Origin of the sequence: Microbacterium meiriae (assembly GCF_040686935.1) — a bacterium.
Classification (GTDB): domain Bacteria; phylum Actinomycetota; class Actinomycetes; order Actinomycetales; family Microbacteriaceae; genus Microbacterium; species Microbacterium meiriae.
Genome location: NZ_JBFBMF010000004.1, coordinates 430,635 through 444,755, shown reverse-complemented (window position 1 = coordinate 444,755; position 14,121 = coordinate 430,635). Strand labels below are relative to the sequence as shown.

The following is a 14,121-nucleotide window of genomic DNA, read 5'->3' as shown; positions in this document are numbered from 1 at the left end:
GGTGCTCCCCCCGGGCCCCCCGGGGGGGGGCCGAAATTCCACACCCCCCCCCACCCCCCCATCGGCCCCCATTCCGCGACGGAATGGGACCATTTGCGCGATTCGAAGGCTTAGACGAGCCGGGACTTCGGCGACACCGAGTACGTGTGCTCGGCGTCGCGGTTGACCGTGTCGCCGAGGGCCTCGTCGATCGCGGTCATCGTGTCGGCGTCGAGCTTCACGCCGGAGGCCTTGACCGTGTCGGCGAGCTGCTCCGGGCGGGAGGCGCCGACGAGGGCCGCTGCGACGTTCGGGTTCTGCAGCACCCACGCGATCGCGAGCTGCGGCATCGACAGCCCCGCCTGCTCGGCGATCGGCTTGAGGCGCTGCACCGCGGTGAGGATGTCGTCCTGCAGGAAGCTCTTGATGAAGCCCGCACCCGAGTTCTGGTCGGTCGCCCGCGAGCCCTCCGGCACCGGCTGCCCCGGCAGGTACTTGCCGCTGAGCACGCCCTGCGCCATCGGCGACCAGACGATCTGCGAAATGCCGAGCTCCTCCGACGCGGGGACGACCTTGCCCTCGATGACCCGCCACAGCATCGAGTACTGCGGCTGGTTCGAGATGAGCTGGATGCCGAGCTGCGTCGCCAGCGCGTGCCCTTCACGCAGCTGCTCCGCGGTCCACTCCGAGACGCCGATGTAGAGCGCCTTGCCCTGACGGACGACGTCGGCGAAGGCCTGGAACGTCTCCTCCAGCGGGGTCTCGTAGTCGAAGCGATGCGCCTGGTACAGGTCGACGTAGTCGGTGCCGAGACGCTGCAGCGAGCCGTTGATCGACTCGAAGATGTGCTTGCGGCTCAGGCCGGTGTCGTTCGGACCCTTGGGACCGGTCGGGAAGTAGACCTTCGTGAAGATCTCGAGGCTCTCGCGGCGCTGACCCTCCAAGGCCTTGCCGAGCACGACCTCGGCCGCCGTGTTGGCGTACGTGTCCGCGGTGTCGAACGTGGTGATGCCGGCATCCAGGGCGGCATGCACGGTCTTGACCGCGGCGTCGTCCTCGACCTGCGAGGCGTGCGTGACCCAGTTGCCGTACGTGATCTCCGAGACCTTGAGACCGCTGTTGCCGAGATAGCGATAGTTGACCATGGACCAACGCTAGTCCCGCCAGGGGGACCGGCGGGCCGGATCGACCGCGATCATCAGGCGGTGGCGGGCGAAGGCCCGCGGCGGCGGGACGTGAGCGCCGCCCCGACCAGCACCCCGACCGCGGAGAGCGCGCTGACCGCGTACAGGGGCAGCGCCCACGGGGAGGCATCGGCGCCGCTGATGCCGAAGGTGTCGGCGAGCCCCATGCCAGGGCCGAACGACGCGACGAAGTAGGCCGGCGCCCCGCCCATGAGCAGCGCGAGGAAGGTCATGCCGGCCACCACCGCCGGAGCCCGCGTGAGGAGGCAGACGACCGCCGTCCCGACTCCCAGGCACACACCCGCGCCGAGGATGCCGAGGACGGTCTGCGGCATGAGGCTCTCTCCGGCGTTCGACATCGCGGCCCTGACCTCGTCGAGGGAGAGGCCGCCCGGCGCCGCGGCGAGCGGGTTCAGCACGAGGATCTGCACGGCGGCGAGCGCGGCGTACGCGGTGACGGCGAGCACGCCCGCGACGCAGATCCAGAGGGTGGGGCGCGGCACCGGTGTCATGCGGTCACCCTAGGCAGGGCTGCTGAGAGTCTCCCGGTACTCGCGCCAGGCGTCGCCCAAGCGGCGCACCCCCTCGGTGAGCACGTCGTCCGGCGCGGTGAACGGCAGGCGCACGTGGTCGTCCGGCGCGGCGGCCGAGACCGCGAAGGCCCCGGTGCCCGCGATGGAGACCCCGTGCGCCGCAGCGATTCGCGCGAGAGCCGACGCAGAGCCCCGCGGCAGCGCCGCCCACAGCGAGAGTCCGCCCCGCGGAGCGTCGTAGGTCCAGTCCGGCACGTGCGCGGCCATCAGGTCCTGCAGCAGGAGGAGGCGTTCCCGGTGCACGCGACTGTTGGCGCGGCGGAGCTCCGTCGCATGGGCGATGAGGTCGAGGGCGAGGAGCTGGCCGGGCACGCTCGTGGACTGGTCGGCGAGCTGGCGCGCACCGCGCAGCCGTCGGACCAGGACGGGGTCGGCGCGCAGCCACCCGATCCGCAGCCCGGCCCAGGCCCACTTCGACACGGACTCGACGACGAGCACCGGGGCGTCCGGCCGTTCCGAGGCGAGCGTGGGCGGCACGACCCCGTCGAACGAGATGCCGGCGACGACGCGGTCCTCGATCACGGGCACCCCGTACTGCGCGGCGAGTTCGGCCACGCGATGCCGCGCCGCCCCGGGCAGACGCGTCCCCGTCGGGTTCTGGTGGTGCGGGTTGAGCGCGACGAGCACGGGACGCAGCCGGGCCATCGCCTGCTCCAGCGCATCGACGTCGAGGCCGTCCGCCCCCATCGGCACGCCGTGGACCGTCCCGCCGCGCAACCCCACGGAGTCGGTCACGCCCGGCCACGTGATCTCCTCCGCGAGGACGACGTCCCCCGGCTCCACGAGCGCATTGACGACGAGGCTGATGGCCTGCTGCGCGCCGTGGGTCACGAGGATCTGCTCGGGCGTGGTCGGCGTCCCCTCGGCGCGGTACATGTCGGCGATGAGTTCGCGGAGCGCCGGGAGACCCGCGGGGTCGGTCTCCGGGAGCAGGGCGAGGTCGAGCCTCGGCTGGTGGTCGCGGATGAGCTGCACACCCAGATCCGGGATCTGCGGGACCGTGCGGAGCAGGTCGATCGCGTTGGGGAGTGCCGAGAACAGCGCCTCGCCACGTCCCGGACGGCGGTCGGCCGCGGGCGCCGTCCTCGCCCCCGACACCCTCGTCCCACTGCCCTGTCGGCGCTCCACGAGACCCTGCTCCGCGAGGGACGCATAGGCGGACACGACCGTGCCCCGCGAGACCGCGACCACCGCGGCGAGGGCGCGTTCGGCAGGCAGGCGGTCGGCGGGGCGCAGCTCACCACTGCCGATCAGGGCGGCGATCCCTGCAGCGAGTCGGGTTGAGAGGGTGCCGTCGCCATGGGCCCAGCGGCCGAGGCGTGCGGCGAGCGCGGCCGCGGAGACCTCCCCGCCCTGGACGAGAGGGCCGGGGGCCGATCCGTGGGCCACCGGCGTCGCATTGGCCCTGTCGAGGGTGTCCATGAGACCCGATTCTGGACCAATGACAGTTCCCACGACCAGCTTCGGGCTCGATCTCGGTCCAATCGACCGGGATTGGACCATGGGCGAACTCCTCGACTGGCTCGGCGACGACGCCCGCACCCACGACCCCACCCTCCGCCAGCCGCTGGCGCTCATCGAGGCCGTCGTGACCGGCACCCCGTGGCAGACCACCCCATCCACGGTCGCCCTGACCCGTTCTCTCGCGCTGGCGTCCCGGTCCGGGGACCTCTCCCGCGTTCGAATCGCCCGCTTTGTCCCAAGCCCGGCCGGGATGGAGCACAGTGGGCGATTCGAAAGGAGTCAGGTGGCCTGAGCCCCGGGAGTGGTGACGATGTCGGCGCGGTCGCGGAAGCCCTCCGCCGTCACCCTGTCCAGGGCGACCTGCTTGCGGATGGCCAGCGCCTTCTCGTAGAGGCTCGGGTCGCCGTAGCTCGTCAGCACCTTCACCAGCACCGGCAGCAGCTCGATCATGAAGAACAGCGCCGCGATGAGGATGTGCGCCCACAGGATCGTGGGCTCCTTCTCGCTCAGACGGTTGAGGCCGCTGATCTGGCTCAGCAGTCCCACCGCCCCGGCGTTGCCCTGCGCCACGGAGTCCGCCCGGGCGTTGTAAGCCGCGAGCGCTTGCTCATACGTGTCGCGCGCGGCGGGGAGCTCGTCCTGCGCCTGCTGACGGTTCTGCGACTCCGACGCCGTGGTGTTCTCCTTGGCGGCGCTTCCGGCAGCGGCGAGCTCCTCGTTGGCCGTGCGGAGCTGGGCGGCCAGTGCATCGTAGGTCTGCTGGGCCTCGGCGAGCTGGGCCTGCGCGGCCTGCGAGCTCGCCCCCTCGCCGTTCACACCGGTGCAGCCGGGAACGGTGCCCGCGCCCTCGCCGGTGAGCTCGCACTGATACAGCGTCCGCGCCTGGTCGATCACCGCCTGCTGCTCCGTGAGCTTGGCCGTCAGATCGTCGACCGTGGACTGGGCGGCCGACTCCGTGGCCGATGACGACTCGGTCCCGGCGACGATGCCCGTCGCCGCCTGGTTCTCGAGCGCCGCGACGCGCTCGGACGCCGCGTCCAGCGCCTTCTTCTCGGGCCCGGTCTCGAGCGCCTCCTGGTCGGACTGCGCCTGGACGATGTTGGTCGCGGCGACCTCCCGGGAGATGTCGTTGTGGAAGATCTGCAGCACGAGCGGCTCCGCGACGACGAACCCGATGATCGCCGCCATGATGACGCGGGGGATCGCGAGGCCGATGAGCTTCCAGACGTTGCGGGTCGACGTCATGGTCGAGGTGAGGAAGCGGTCGAGGTTGAAGATGATCAGTGCCCACACGATCGCGAGCGGAATGGCCAGCCAGACCGCCGCGCGCACCCCCGTCGTCAGGGCGAAGAGCATGGAGATCGCGCTGACCAAGGCGGTCCCGGCGAGCACGAAGAACATCTGCACGAAGCGCGGGGTCTCACCCGGGACGCGGTCGAGGATCTCCCCTTCGGCCCCGCCGAGGATCGCGAGAGCACGGAGGCGCTCGGCGGCGGTGCGCCGGCGACGCGGCTTCCGGACGCGCTGCGGGCGCGCCGGACGGTCGGGGGCGGGCTCCGCGTCGACCGGGGCGTCGGGCGCCGTCACCGGCTCGGACGTCGGGTCGTCGGACGCGACGTCGGGCTGCGCGGGTGTGTCGCCGGTCGGCTCGTACTCGCGCAGGAAGTCGAGGTCATCCGTGTCGGCGTTCGGGTCGCCGTCGAGGATGATCCGACCCTGCGAGTCGAAGCGACCCGGGCGGTGGGCGGAATAGGGCATCCCGACAATCTACGAAACTCCGCCTGTGCATACCGTGGAAGATCCCTTGGACGGGCCTTCGAGTCGCGCGATTGGTTCCATCCGGGCCGGTTTTGGAGCCAAGTGCGCGATTCGAACGGAGGTCAGGCCATCGCCGCAGCGGCGACCTCGTCCTCGGTCGTCGCCACGAGCTGACCGCAGGCGCCGTCGATCTCCTTGCCACGGGTGTCGCGGAGGGTCGTCGGGATGCCGGCATCGTTCAGCCGCCGCACGAACTCGTCCGTGACGTCCTTCTCCGACGACGTCCAGATCGAACCCGGCGTCGGGTTCAGCGGGATCGGGTTCACGTGCACCCACCCGCGACCGCGCTGGTTGAGCTTCTCCGCCAGCAGGTCGGCCCGCCACGCATGGTCGTTCATGTCCTTGATGAGTGCGTACTCGATGGACACCCGACGACCGGTCTTGGCGTAGTAGTCGTAGGCCGCATCGAGCGCCTCATCGACCTTCCACCGCGAGTTCACGGGGATGAGCTCGTCGCGAAGGTGGTCGTCGGGGGCGTGCAGCGACAAGGCGAACGTGACGGGGATGTTCTCGTCGGCGAGCTTCCGGATCGCGGGCACGAGGCCCACGGTGGACACCGTGATGCCACGCGCGCTCATGCCGAGACCATCGGGCTGCGGGGCGACCATGGTGCGCACCGCGTCCATGACGCGCTTGTAGTTGGCGAGCGGCTCTCCCATCCCCATGAAGACGATGTTGGAGACGCGCTCCATGCTGTGGTCGTCGCGCTTCTTGCCGCCCAGCTCACCGTTGGCGATGGCCCGGTTGGCCCGGACGATCTGCTCGATGATCTCCGCTGTGGACATGTTGCGGGTCAGTCCCGCCTGCCCGGTGGCGCAGAACGGGCAGTTCATGCCACAGCCGGCCTGGCTCGACACGCAGAGCGTGATGCGGCCGGGGTAGCGCATGAGGACGGACTCGACGAGCGCGCCGTCGTGCAGACGCCACAGGAACTTGATGGTGTCGCCGCGGTCGGTCTCCAGTCGTCGCACCTCGGTCATGAGGGGCGGAAGCACGCCGGCGACCAGCTCGTCGCGGATACCGGCGGGGAGGTCGGTCATCTCCGCGGGGTCGGACGTGTAGTGCCGGAAGTAGTGGGTGGCGAGCTGCTTGGCACGGAAGCCGGGGAGCCCGAGTTCCTTCACCTTCTCGATGCGCTCGGCCGGGGTGAGGTCGGCGAGGTGGACCGGCGGCTTGCCGCGCTTCGGGCTCGCGAACTGCAGCAGGGGGCGCCCTTCCGCGTCCTTCTTCTGGGTCCAGCCCTCGGTCGCGGGGCGCACCTGCGGGGTACGGGTCTCGCGGATCGCCCCCGAACGGGACGACGCGGGCGCTGTCGCGGAGCGCGTCTCGGGTGTGCGGGGGTTCTCGGCCATCCCTCCAGGGTACCGGGATGCGGGTGGGAGGCACCTGGGCACGACCCCTCTTCGCTCGCCGCTCCACGGCTACTTGTAATGACAAGTTGCGATGCGGAAGAATGGGCCCGTCCCCTCGATCAAGGAGCAGCATGTCCGACCGTCTCGCCCGCGCCCGCACCACCGGCATCCTCGCCGTCCTCCGCGCCCCGTCGCCGGAACTGGCCCTGGAGGCCTCGGAGGCGATCATCCGCGGCGGCGTCTCCGGCATCGAGGTGACCTTCTCGACTCCGGACGCCCCGGCCGTGATCCGCGAACTCATCGCCCGTCACGGAGACGCCGCGTACATCGGCGCCGGCACCGTCACGACGTCGGAGCAGGCGACCCGGGCCGCCGACGCGGGTGCCGCGTTCCTCGTCAGCCCGGGAACCCTTCCCGATCTCACGCGCGCCATGCTCGACACCGACCGCGTCGTGATGACCGGCGCGATGACGCCGACCGAGGTCATGGGCGCACTCGAGCTCGGGGTCGACGTCGTGAAGATCTTCCCCGCCTCGCTCGGCGGCCCCGCCTACCTCGGGGCGCTGCGCGGACCGTTCCCCGACGCCCCGCTGATGCCCACGGGCGGCGTGAAGCCCGACAACCTCGCCGACTGGTTCGCGGCGGGCGCTGTCGCCGTGGGAGCCGGTGGAGACCTCGCGAACGGCACCGCCATCGCGAACGCGGACTGGGCGGACATCGAGCAGCGGGCCTCGCGCTTCGCCGCCGCCCTCGCTGCCACGCGGAGCTGAACGGCAGATCAGCGCTCCCATGACCGACGCCACATCCGACCTGCTCGCTGCGGCCGCCGCGGGCGACGCTGACGCGGTCCGCCGCGCGCTCGACGCGGGCGCCGACATCGAGGCCCGCGGTGACGGCGGCATGACTCCCCTGGTCGCGGCCACCAAGGCGAACCGCGTCGACGCGGCACGGCTCCTGATCGAGGCCGGCGCCGACGTGAACGCGAAGGACGACATCCAGGACTCCGCCTATCTCTACGCCGGCGCCCGCGGGCATGACGAGATCCTGCGGATGACCCTGGTGCACGGGGCCGACCTCCGCAGCACGAACCGCTTCGGCGGCACGGCGCTGATCCCCGCGTCCGAACGCGGCCTGCTGCCGACGGTCGAGATCCTCCTGGAGGCGGGCGTCGATCCGGACCACATCAACAACCTCGGCTGGACCGCCCTGCACGAGGCGATCGTGCTCGGCGACGGCTCCGCCCGGTACGTCGAGGTGGTGCGCACTCTCCTCGACGGCGGCGCCGACGCGACCATCCGCGACGGCGACGGCGTGCTGCCGGTCGACCTCGCGGCCGCCCGCGGGTACGACGCCATCGTCGCCGAGCTCCGGCGGTGACAGCGCTCGATCCCTGGGCCTGGGCCGCTCTCGGCGTGGCCGCGGTCGTCATCGGGATCTCGAAGACCGCTCTTCCGGGCGGCAGCATCCTCGCGATCGCCCTGTTCGCCGCCGTGCTCCCGGCGCGGACCTCCACGGCGGCGACACTCCTGCTGCTCATGGTGGGCGACGTGTTCGCGCTGCTCGCCTATCGACGGCATGCGCACTGGCCCACGCTGCTGCGGCTCGCACCGGCGGTCGTGGCAGGACTCCTCTTCGGCTTCGCGTTCCTCGCACTGACCGGAGACGGGGTCGTTCGCCGCGCCATCGGCGTGATCCTGCTGCTGATGATCGCCGTGACCCTGTGGCGCCGGTGGCGGCAGGCCAGGGCGGAGCAGGAGGCGGCGGCCAGGGGCGGTGCGGCGCTGGCCGGGGTCTACGGGACGCTGGGCGGCTTCACGACCATGGTGGCCAACGCGGGCGGGCCGGTGATGTCGATGTACTTCCTCGCCACCCGCACGCCCGTCCAGGTTTTCCTCGGCACCTCCGCCTGGTTCTTCGCGATCATCAACGTGATCAAAGTGCCGTTCCTCGCCGGGATCGGGCTGTTCACCGGCCCCGTGCTGCTCACCGATGCGATCCTCGCGCCGCTCGTGGTGCTCGGCGCGCTGCTCGGCCTGCGGGTGGCGCGGCGCCTGGACCAGCGGCTCTTCGACCGCATCGTGATCGTGCTGACGGTCCTCGGTGCCGTGTACCTGCTGCTGTGACCCCTCGACCGGCTCGGGGACCCAACCCCTCGACGGGCTCAGGGACCTTCGACGGGCTCAGGGACCCAACCCTTCGACGGGCTCAGGGACCCACCCCTTCGACAGGCTCGGGGACCCAGCGGTGGGTCGCCGAGCCTGTCGAAGCGCGTCAGTCGAGGAAGATGTCGGGGAACAGCGCGCTGTCCGGAGTGCCGGGGACGGCGGCGTAGCCCGAGAAGTCGGTGACGCCGTTCGCCTCGAGCACATCCTCCACGATCAGCGACTGCCCCGTGTACGTGCGCGCCGGCTGGGTGAGCACGGCATAGGCGGCGTCGGCGTAGATGTCCGCCGTCCGGCTCGCGGCCATCACCTTGTCCCCGCCGAGGAGGTTCTGCACCGCGGCCGTCGCGATCGTCGTGCGCGGCCACAGTGTGTTGGCGGCGATGCCGTCGGCCGCGAACTCCGCCGCGAGTCCGAGCGTGACCATCGTCATGCCGTACTTCGCCAGCGTGTACCCGGTGTGCGCGCCGAGCCACTTCGGGGTGGGGTTCAGCGGCGGCGAGAGCGAGAGGATGTGCGGGTTCTCGGCGTCCCTGAGGATGGGCACTGCGGCCCGGGAGAGCATGAACGTCCCGCGGACGTTCACGTCCTGCATCAGGTCGTACTTCTTCGCGGAGAGGTCGAGCGACCGGGAGAGGTCGATGACGCTGGCGTTGTTGAGGACGATGTCGATCCCGCCGAACTCGCCCTGCGTCTTCATGACGGCCTCGGTGATGTGGTCGTCGTCCCGCACGTCGCCCACGATCGGCAGCGCCTGGCCGCCGGCGGCGCGGATCTGCTCGGCAGCGCTGTGCACGGTGCCCTCGAGCTTCGGGTGCGGGGAGTCGGTCTTGGCGAGCATCGCGATGTTCGCGCCGTCCGCGGCCGCGCGCAGGGCGATCGCGAGGCCGATCCCGCGGCTGCCGCCCGACATGAGGATGGTCTTTCCGGCGAGTGTGCTCATGGTTCTCGTTTCGAATCGCGTGATTGGCTGGATTTCCGGCTCGAATCGGGTCATTCAGGCGATTCGAACGCCGGGAGGGGTCACCGCGGGGCCATGCGGATGGCGCCGTCGAGGCGGATGGTCTCGCCGTTGAGGTAGCCGTTCTCGACGATCTGCTGCACGAGGGCGGCGTACTCGTCGGGGCGTCCGAGGCGAGCGGGGAACGGCACCTGCTGACCGAGCGAGTCCTGCGCCTCCTGCGGCAGCCCCATGAGCATCGGCGTCTCCATGATCCCGGGGGCGATGGTGCACACCCGGATGGCGTGGCGGGCGAGCTCGCGGGCGATCGGCAGGGTCATCGCGTGCACCCCGCCCTTGGAGGCCGAGTACGCCGGCTGCCCGATCTGCCCGTCGAACGCGGCGACGCTCGCCGTGTTCACGACCACGCCCCGCTCCTCGTCGTGCAGCTCGTTCGCGGCGATGACGGCGGCGGCCTGGGAGATCACGTTGAACGTGCCGACGAGGTTGATCCGGACGATCCGCTCGAAGTCGGCGAGGACGGCGGGGGTGCCGTCCCGGTCGAGCACCTTGGCGGGCGGGGCGATGCCGGCGCAGTTCACGACGACCCGTAGCGGTGCGGCGGCCTGTGCGGCGGCGACGGCGGCCTTGACCTCGTCGACGCTCGTCACGTCGGCGGGGACGAAGAGACCGCCGAGCTCCGCCGCGACCTCCTCCCCCTTCGACGAGGCGAGGTCGATGATGGTGACGTGCGCGCCCGCGGCCGTGAGCCGACGGGCGGTCGCGAGTCCGAGTCCGGAGGCGCCCCCGGTGACGAGGGCCCCCTGTCCGCTGATCTGCATCTGATGTTCTCCTTCGAACGTCGTCGTGCGACATGCATGGAACGCAGTCCCAGCCTATGCGGTTCTTGGTGTCACCGCAGGCCTGCCGCGTCGCCCCCGAGCCTACGACACCGGCGTTCCGGCAGGATGGACGGGTGAGCATCCCCGCAGCGTCCGTCGAGGTCCCCGCCCGGGTGCGCGAACTCGCCGCCGGGGCCGCACTGACCCCCGCGTGGCGCAACGCGCTCGGCGGCCTGACCTTCCGCACCGATGACGGCCGCTACATCAAATGGGGTCCCCTCGATCCCGAGGCGAACATGCGTGACGAGGCCGAGCGGATGCGCTGGGCCCGCACCTGGACCACCGTGCCCGAGGTGATCTCCCAGGGTCAGGACGAGGCGTACGAGTGGCTCGTGACGACAGCCCTCCCCGGCAGCAGTGCGGTGGATCCGCGCTGGGCGTCGTCTCCGGAGACCGCCGTGCGCGCGGTCGGGGTCGGTCTGCGCCTCCTGCACGACGCCCTCCCCGTCGCGGAGTGCCCGTGGACGTGGAGCCCGGCGGAGCGCATCGCGAACGCCGCCGCCCGCGGCACGACGGTGCCGACGGCCCTGCTCGAGCCGCCGTCGATCGACCGGCTCGTGGTCTGCCACGGCGACGCGTGCCTCCCCAACACCCTGCTCGACGACGACGGCCGTCCGGTCGCCCACGTCGACCTCGCCGCGCTCGGGGTCGCCGACCGGTGGGCCGACATCGCCGTGGCCGCCATGAGCACGCTGTGGAACTTCGGTCCCGGGTGGGAGGACACGCTCATCGCGGCCTACGGCGTCGACCCCGACCGCCCGAGGCTGGAGTACTACCGACGGCTCTGGAACGAGTCCTGAGCCGGGCTCACGCCTCCGGGTGGGCGTCGCTGAGGAGGCTCCCGTCGGCCGGGCGCCGGTCCCACGACGGTTTCCGCAGCGCGTAGAACAGCAACGGCGGAGCGCCGAGCACGACGATCACGACACCGACGATCCACGGGTACGCGGCGGCCGGGAACGCGGTGAAGCCGTCGGGCGGGATGAAGGCGAGCAGGAACGCCGCGAGGCAGGCGAAGAACCCGACGCCGGCGACGAACGGGAGAGCCTTCACCCGGTAGGCACGGGGGACGTCCGGCGCCTTCCGCCGCAGCACCATCGCCGAGGCGAACATGAGCATGTACATGATGAGGTACAGCGCGGCGGCCATGTCGATGAGCGCCACGAAGGCGGCGCTGACGTTGGGCACGATGATGAAGATCGCCGCGAGGATCGTGACGATGGTTCCCTGGAGCATCAGGATGCCGGACTGCACACCGGCCTTGTTCCGCTTCTGCAGCAGCGGCGGGAGCAGTCCCGTCTCCGCGGCCGCCAGCACGCCCTTGGAGGGACCGGCGACCCAGGTCACGACCGAGGCGAGAGCACCGGCGGCGATGAGCGCGGACACGACGGCCGTCGCCCATCCCATGTCCCAGTGGTCGAAGTACTCCCCGAACGCGAGCATGATGCCGTTCGTCAGCCCGAGCTCCTTCTTCGGCACCGCGACCGCGATCGCGATGGTGGGCAGGATGAAGACGAGCAGGATGAGGCCGGCGGCGAGAAACACCGAGCGCGGGTAGCCCTTGCCGGGATCCTTCATCTGATTCACGTGGACCGCGTTCACCTCCATGCCGGCGTAGGCCAGCACGTTCGAGACGATCAGCACGATGGACGCGAGACCCGTGAACGGCGGGATCACCGCCGAAGCCTCCAGCGGCACCTGGCTCTTCTCCCCGCTGAAGACCCACACCGCCCCGAACACGATGAGCAGCACCGCCGGGAACAGCGTGCCGATGATGCCGCCCCAGGAGCCCAGCTTGGCGAAGAGGTCGCCGCCGCGGAGCGTGACGAGCGTGGCGCCCCAGTAGCAGACGATGATGATGACGGCCGTGAAGAAGCCGGAGCTGGACAGCGAGGGGTCGAGGAAGACGAAGGCGAGGGCGCCGGCCACGAACGCGAGCTGCGTGGGGAACCAGACGACGTTCTGGATCCACTGCAGCCACACCGCGGTGAATCCCCAGCGGTTGCCGAGGGCCTCCCGCACCCAGACGTACACCCCGCCCTTCCACCCCGTCGCCAGCTCCGCGGCGACGAGGGCGGTGGGGACGAGGAACAGCACCGCGGGGATGAGGTACAGCGTGATGCTGCCGAGGCCGTAGATCGCCATCGCGGGCAGCGACCGCAGGCTCGCGACCACGACCAGGGTGAGCAGGGCGAGCTGGCCGATGCCGAGGACGGCGACGGCGGGACGGGAGACGCGCGGCGCGGGCGCGGCGCCGGTCGGACCGGACTGCGGAGCGGACATCTCGGCCCCCTAGTGGTGGAACGCCGAGTCGGGGTGGTCGGACGGCATGGGGGCTGTGAGCGCGTCGAGGTGGGCCACCTCGGCGGTGATGGCGTCGAGCAGTTCGGCGGCCAGGTCCATGCTGAGCCCGTTGCGCACGACGATGCGCTGCACTGTGAGGTCCTCCAGATCGGCGGGCATCGGGTACGCGGGGACGAGCCAGCCGCGCATCCGGAGCCGATCCTGCAGGTGGTAGAGCGTCCACTTGTCAGTGTGCCCGTCCTTCAGGCGCCAGGCGAACACCGGGATGTCGCTGCCGTCGTTCCACAGCTCGAACGCGTCGAGCTTCGCGATGCCCGCGGAGAGGAACTTCGCCACGTCCTGCGAGGCCTGCTGCACCGCGCGATAGCCCTCGAACCCGAGGCGGAGGAACAGGTAGTACTGCAGCAGCACCTGAGCACCGGGGCGGGAGAAGTTCAGGGCGAAGGTCGGCATCTCGCCGCCGAGGTAGCTCACCTGGAAGACGAGGTCCTCCGGCAGCCACCGTGCGTCGCGCCAGACCACCCAGCCGAGGCCGGGGTAGACGAGACCGTACTTGTGCCCCGAGGTGCTGATCGAGTGCACACGCTCCAGCCGGAAGTCCCACACGAGGTCCGGCTGGAGGAACGGAGCGATCATGGCACCGGAGGCGCCGTCCACGTGGATCGGGATGTCGAGGCCGGTCTTCTCCTGGATCGCGTCGAGCGCCGCGGCGATCTCCGCCACCGGCTCGTACATGCCGGTGTAGGTGACGCCCATGATGGCGACGACCCCGATGGTGTTCTCGTCCACGTACTTCTCGAGATCGTGGCCGTCGAGCGTCTTGTGCTCCTCACTGATGGGCACGTAGCGCGGTTCCACGTCGAAGTAGTTGCAGAACTTCTCCCAGCACACCTGCACCGCGCTCGACATCACGAGGTTCGGCGTGGAGGCGTCCTTGCCGGCGGCACGGCGGGCCTGCTGCCAGCGCCGCTTGAACGCCAGGCCGCCGAGCATGCACGCCTCGGAGGAGCCGATCGTCGACGTGCCGATGCTGCGCGCCGCATCCGGGGCCTTCCACAGGTTCGCGAGCATGTGCCAGCAGTTGTCCTCGATGGCGGCGGTTTGCGGATACTCGTCCTTGTCGATCATGTTCTTGTCGAAGGAGGCCATGTAGACCTGCTTCGCCTCGTCGTCCATCCAGGTGCTGACGAAGGTCGCGAGGTTGAGGCGTGCGTTGCCGTCGAGGATGGTCTCGTCCTCGACGATCTGCTTCGCCGTCGCCGGGAGCGACTCGGTGTCGGGGATGACATGTCGTGGTGCGACGGTGGCTTCACCCGGCCGCGTGAAGAGCGGCTGGTCGTCGGTGGAGGAGATGCTCATGGGACGTCCCTTTCGGTCGGTGTCGATTGGCACTGTCTCCTGCGGACGCTAGCCCCGCCTCCGACCG

Annotated in this window: 14 protein-coding genes; 5 read left to right on the top strand and 9 right to left on the bottom strand. The window is 70.7% G+C overall.

Going from position 1 to position 14,121, the window contains the following annotated elements:
* Window positions 1–110: 110 nt before the first annotated feature.
* Genes AB0P08_RS15420 through AB0P08_RS15410 form a run of 3 tightly spaced genes read right to left on the bottom strand, consistent with a single transcriptional unit; the run spans window position 111 to window position 3,178 of the window.
* Window positions 111–1,124 carry an aldo/keto reductase family protein gene (locus AB0P08_RS15420; RefSeq protein ID WP_363590434.1) on the bottom strand — a complete coding sequence of 338 codons (1,014 nt, stop codon included), beginning with the start codon at window positions 1,122–1,124 and terminating at the stop codon, window positions 111–113.
* 53 nt (window positions 1,125–1,177) lie between these two features.
* On the bottom strand, window positions 1,178–1,675 hold the full coding sequence (locus AB0P08_RS15415) for a hypothetical protein (protein ID WP_363590433.1): 498 nt from the start codon (window positions 1,673–1,675) through the stop codon (window positions 1,178–1,180).
* A gap of 9 nt (window positions 1,676–1,684) precedes the next feature.
* A complete protein-coding gene (locus AB0P08_RS15410) occupies window positions 1,685–3,178 on the bottom strand; it encodes an aminotransferase-like domain-containing protein (protein ID WP_363590432.1) in 1,494 nt (497 codons plus the stop codon).
* A gap of 19 nt (window positions 3,179–3,197) precedes the next feature.
* Here AB0P08_RS15410 and AB0P08_RS15405 point away from each other — a divergent pair, with 19 nt between their 5' ends.
* Window positions 3,198–3,512: a hypothetical protein gene (locus AB0P08_RS15405; RefSeq protein ID WP_363590431.1), complete on the top strand. Its 315-nt coding sequence runs from the start codon at window positions 3,198–3,200 to the stop codon at window positions 3,510–3,512.
* On the opposite strand, the gene AB0P08_RS15400 is transcribed toward AB0P08_RS15405, so the two are convergent.
* The gene (locus AB0P08_RS15400; protein WP_363590430.1) at window positions 3,500–4,978 is read right to left on the bottom strand and encodes a DUF4407 domain-containing protein; all 1,479 of its coding nucleotides are present in this window, start codon (window positions 4,976–4,978) and stop codon (window positions 3,500–3,502) included. The two genes, AB0P08_RS15405 and AB0P08_RS15400, sit on opposite strands and share 13 nt — an antisense overlap.
* Before the next feature lie 122 nt (window positions 4,979–5,100).
* Window positions 5,101–6,390, bottom strand: coding sequence for a dual-specificity RNA methyltransferase RlmN (gene rlmN / locus AB0P08_RS15395; RefSeq protein ID WP_363590429.1), 1,290 nt, complete (start codon window positions 6,388–6,390; stop codon window positions 5,101–5,103).
* 131 nt (window positions 6,391–6,521) lie between these two features.
* Here rlmN and AB0P08_RS15390 point away from each other — a divergent pair, with 131 nt between their 5' ends.
* The 3 genes from AB0P08_RS15390 to AB0P08_RS15380 are packed head-to-tail and all read left to right on the top strand — an operon-like array spanning window position 6,522 to window position 8,513.
* On the top strand, window positions 6,522–7,160 hold the full coding sequence (locus tag AB0P08_RS15390; protein WP_363590428.1) for a bifunctional 4-hydroxy-2-oxoglutarate aldolase/2-dehydro-3-deoxy-phosphogluconate aldolase: 639 nt from the start codon (window positions 6,522–6,524) through the stop codon (window positions 7,158–7,160).
* Between the two features lie 19 nt (window positions 7,161–7,179).
* Complete coding sequence (locus AB0P08_RS15385; RefSeq protein ID WP_363590427.1) at window positions 7,180–7,767, top strand: ankyrin repeat domain-containing protein; 588 nt, start codon at window positions 7,180–7,182, stop codon at window positions 7,765–7,767.
* Window positions 7,764–8,513, top strand: a complete 750-nt coding sequence (locus AB0P08_RS15380; RefSeq protein ID WP_363590426.1) for a sulfite exporter TauE/SafE family protein — start codon at window positions 7,764–7,766, stop codon at window positions 8,511–8,513. The genes AB0P08_RS15385 and AB0P08_RS15380 overlap by 4 nt, the downstream gene beginning before the upstream one ends.
* A 148-nt stretch (window positions 8,514–8,661) precedes the next feature.
* Here the strand turns inward: AB0P08_RS15380 and AB0P08_RS15375 are convergent, their stop codons facing one another.
* Together AB0P08_RS15375 and AB0P08_RS15370 are read right to left on the bottom strand one after the other, a co-directional pair.
* Window positions 8,662–9,495, bottom strand: coding sequence for an SDR family oxidoreductase (locus AB0P08_RS15375; protein WP_259954372.1), 834 nt, complete (start codon window positions 9,493–9,495; stop codon window positions 8,662–8,664).
* 80 nt (window positions 9,496–9,575) lie between these two features.
* Window positions 9,576–10,334, bottom strand: a complete 759-nt coding sequence (locus tag AB0P08_RS15370; RefSeq protein WP_187662547.1) for an SDR family NAD(P)-dependent oxidoreductase — start codon at window positions 10,332–10,334, stop codon at window positions 9,576–9,578.
* A 134-nt stretch (window positions 10,335–10,468) separates the two neighbouring features.
* Between AB0P08_RS15370 and AB0P08_RS15365 the strand changes: the two genes are divergently transcribed.
* Window positions 10,469–11,194 carry a phosphotransferase gene (locus AB0P08_RS15365; protein ID WP_363590425.1) on the top strand — a complete coding sequence of 242 codons (726 nt, stop codon included), beginning with the start codon at window positions 10,469–10,471 and terminating at the stop codon, window positions 11,192–11,194.
* 7 nt (window positions 11,195–11,201) lie between these two features.
* On the opposite strand, the gene gadC is transcribed toward AB0P08_RS15365, so the two are convergent.
* Together gadC and gad are read right to left on the bottom strand one after the other, a co-directional pair.
* On the bottom strand, window positions 11,202–12,674 hold the full coding sequence (gadC, locus tag AB0P08_RS15360; RefSeq protein WP_232089111.1) for a glutamate/gamma-aminobutyrate antiporter GadC: 1,473 nt from the start codon (window positions 12,672–12,674) through the stop codon (window positions 11,202–11,204).
* 9 nt (window positions 12,675–12,683) lie between these two features.
* The gene (gene gad / locus AB0P08_RS15355) at window positions 12,684–14,054 is read right to left on the bottom strand and encodes a glutamate decarboxylase (protein WP_363590424.1); all 1,371 of its coding nucleotides are present in this window, start codon (window positions 14,052–14,054) and stop codon (window positions 12,684–12,686) included.
* Window positions 14,055–14,121: the final 67 nt, after the last annotated feature.

Excerpts from the sequence above, each read along its gene's own strand:
- AB0P08_RS15370 (WP_187662547.1), bottom strand. The coding sequence starts at position 10,334 with ATGCAGATCAGCGGACAGGGGGCCCTCGTCACCGGGGGCGCCTCCGGA.
- AB0P08_RS15420 (WP_363590434.1), bottom strand. The coding sequence starts at position 1,124 with ATGGTCAACTATCGCTATCTCGGCAACAGCGGTCTCAAGGTCTCGGAG.
- AB0P08_RS15390 (WP_363590428.1), top strand. The coding sequence starts at position 6,522 with ATGTCCGACCGTCTCGCCCGCGCCCGCACCACCGGCATCCTCGCCGTC.
- AB0P08_RS15405 (WP_363590431.1), top strand. The coding sequence starts at position 3,198 with ATGACAGTTCCCACGACCAGCTTCGGGCTCGATCTCGGTCCAATCGAC.
- rlmN (WP_363590429.1), bottom strand. The coding sequence starts at position 6,390 with ATGGCCGAGAACCCCCGCACACCCGAGACGCGCTCCGCGACAGCGCCC.
- AB0P08_RS15415 (WP_363590433.1), bottom strand. The coding sequence starts at position 1,675 with ATGACACCGGTGCCGCGCCCCACCCTCTGGATCTGCGTCGCGGGCGTG.
- gadC (WP_232089111.1), bottom strand. The coding sequence starts at position 12,674 with ATGTCCGCTCCGCAGTCCGGTCCGACCGGCGCCGCGCCCGCGCCGCGC.
- AB0P08_RS15385 (WP_363590427.1), top strand. The coding sequence starts at position 7,180 with ATGACCGACGCCACATCCGACCTGCTCGCTGCGGCCGCCGCGGGCGAC.
- gad (WP_363590424.1), bottom strand. The coding sequence starts at position 14,054 with ATGAGCATCTCCTCCACCGACGACCAGCCGCTCTTCACGCGGCCGGGT.
- AB0P08_RS15410 (WP_363590432.1), bottom strand. The coding sequence starts at position 3,178 with ATGGACACCCTCGACAGGGCCAATGCGACGCCGGTGGCCCACGGATCG.
- AB0P08_RS15375 (WP_259954372.1), bottom strand. The coding sequence starts at position 9,495 with ATGAGCACACTCGCCGGAAAGACCATCCTCATGTCGGGCGGCAGCCGC.
- AB0P08_RS15400 (WP_363590430.1), bottom strand. The coding sequence starts at position 4,978 with ATGCCCTATTCCGCCCACCGCCCGGGTCGCTTCGACTCGCAGGGTCGG.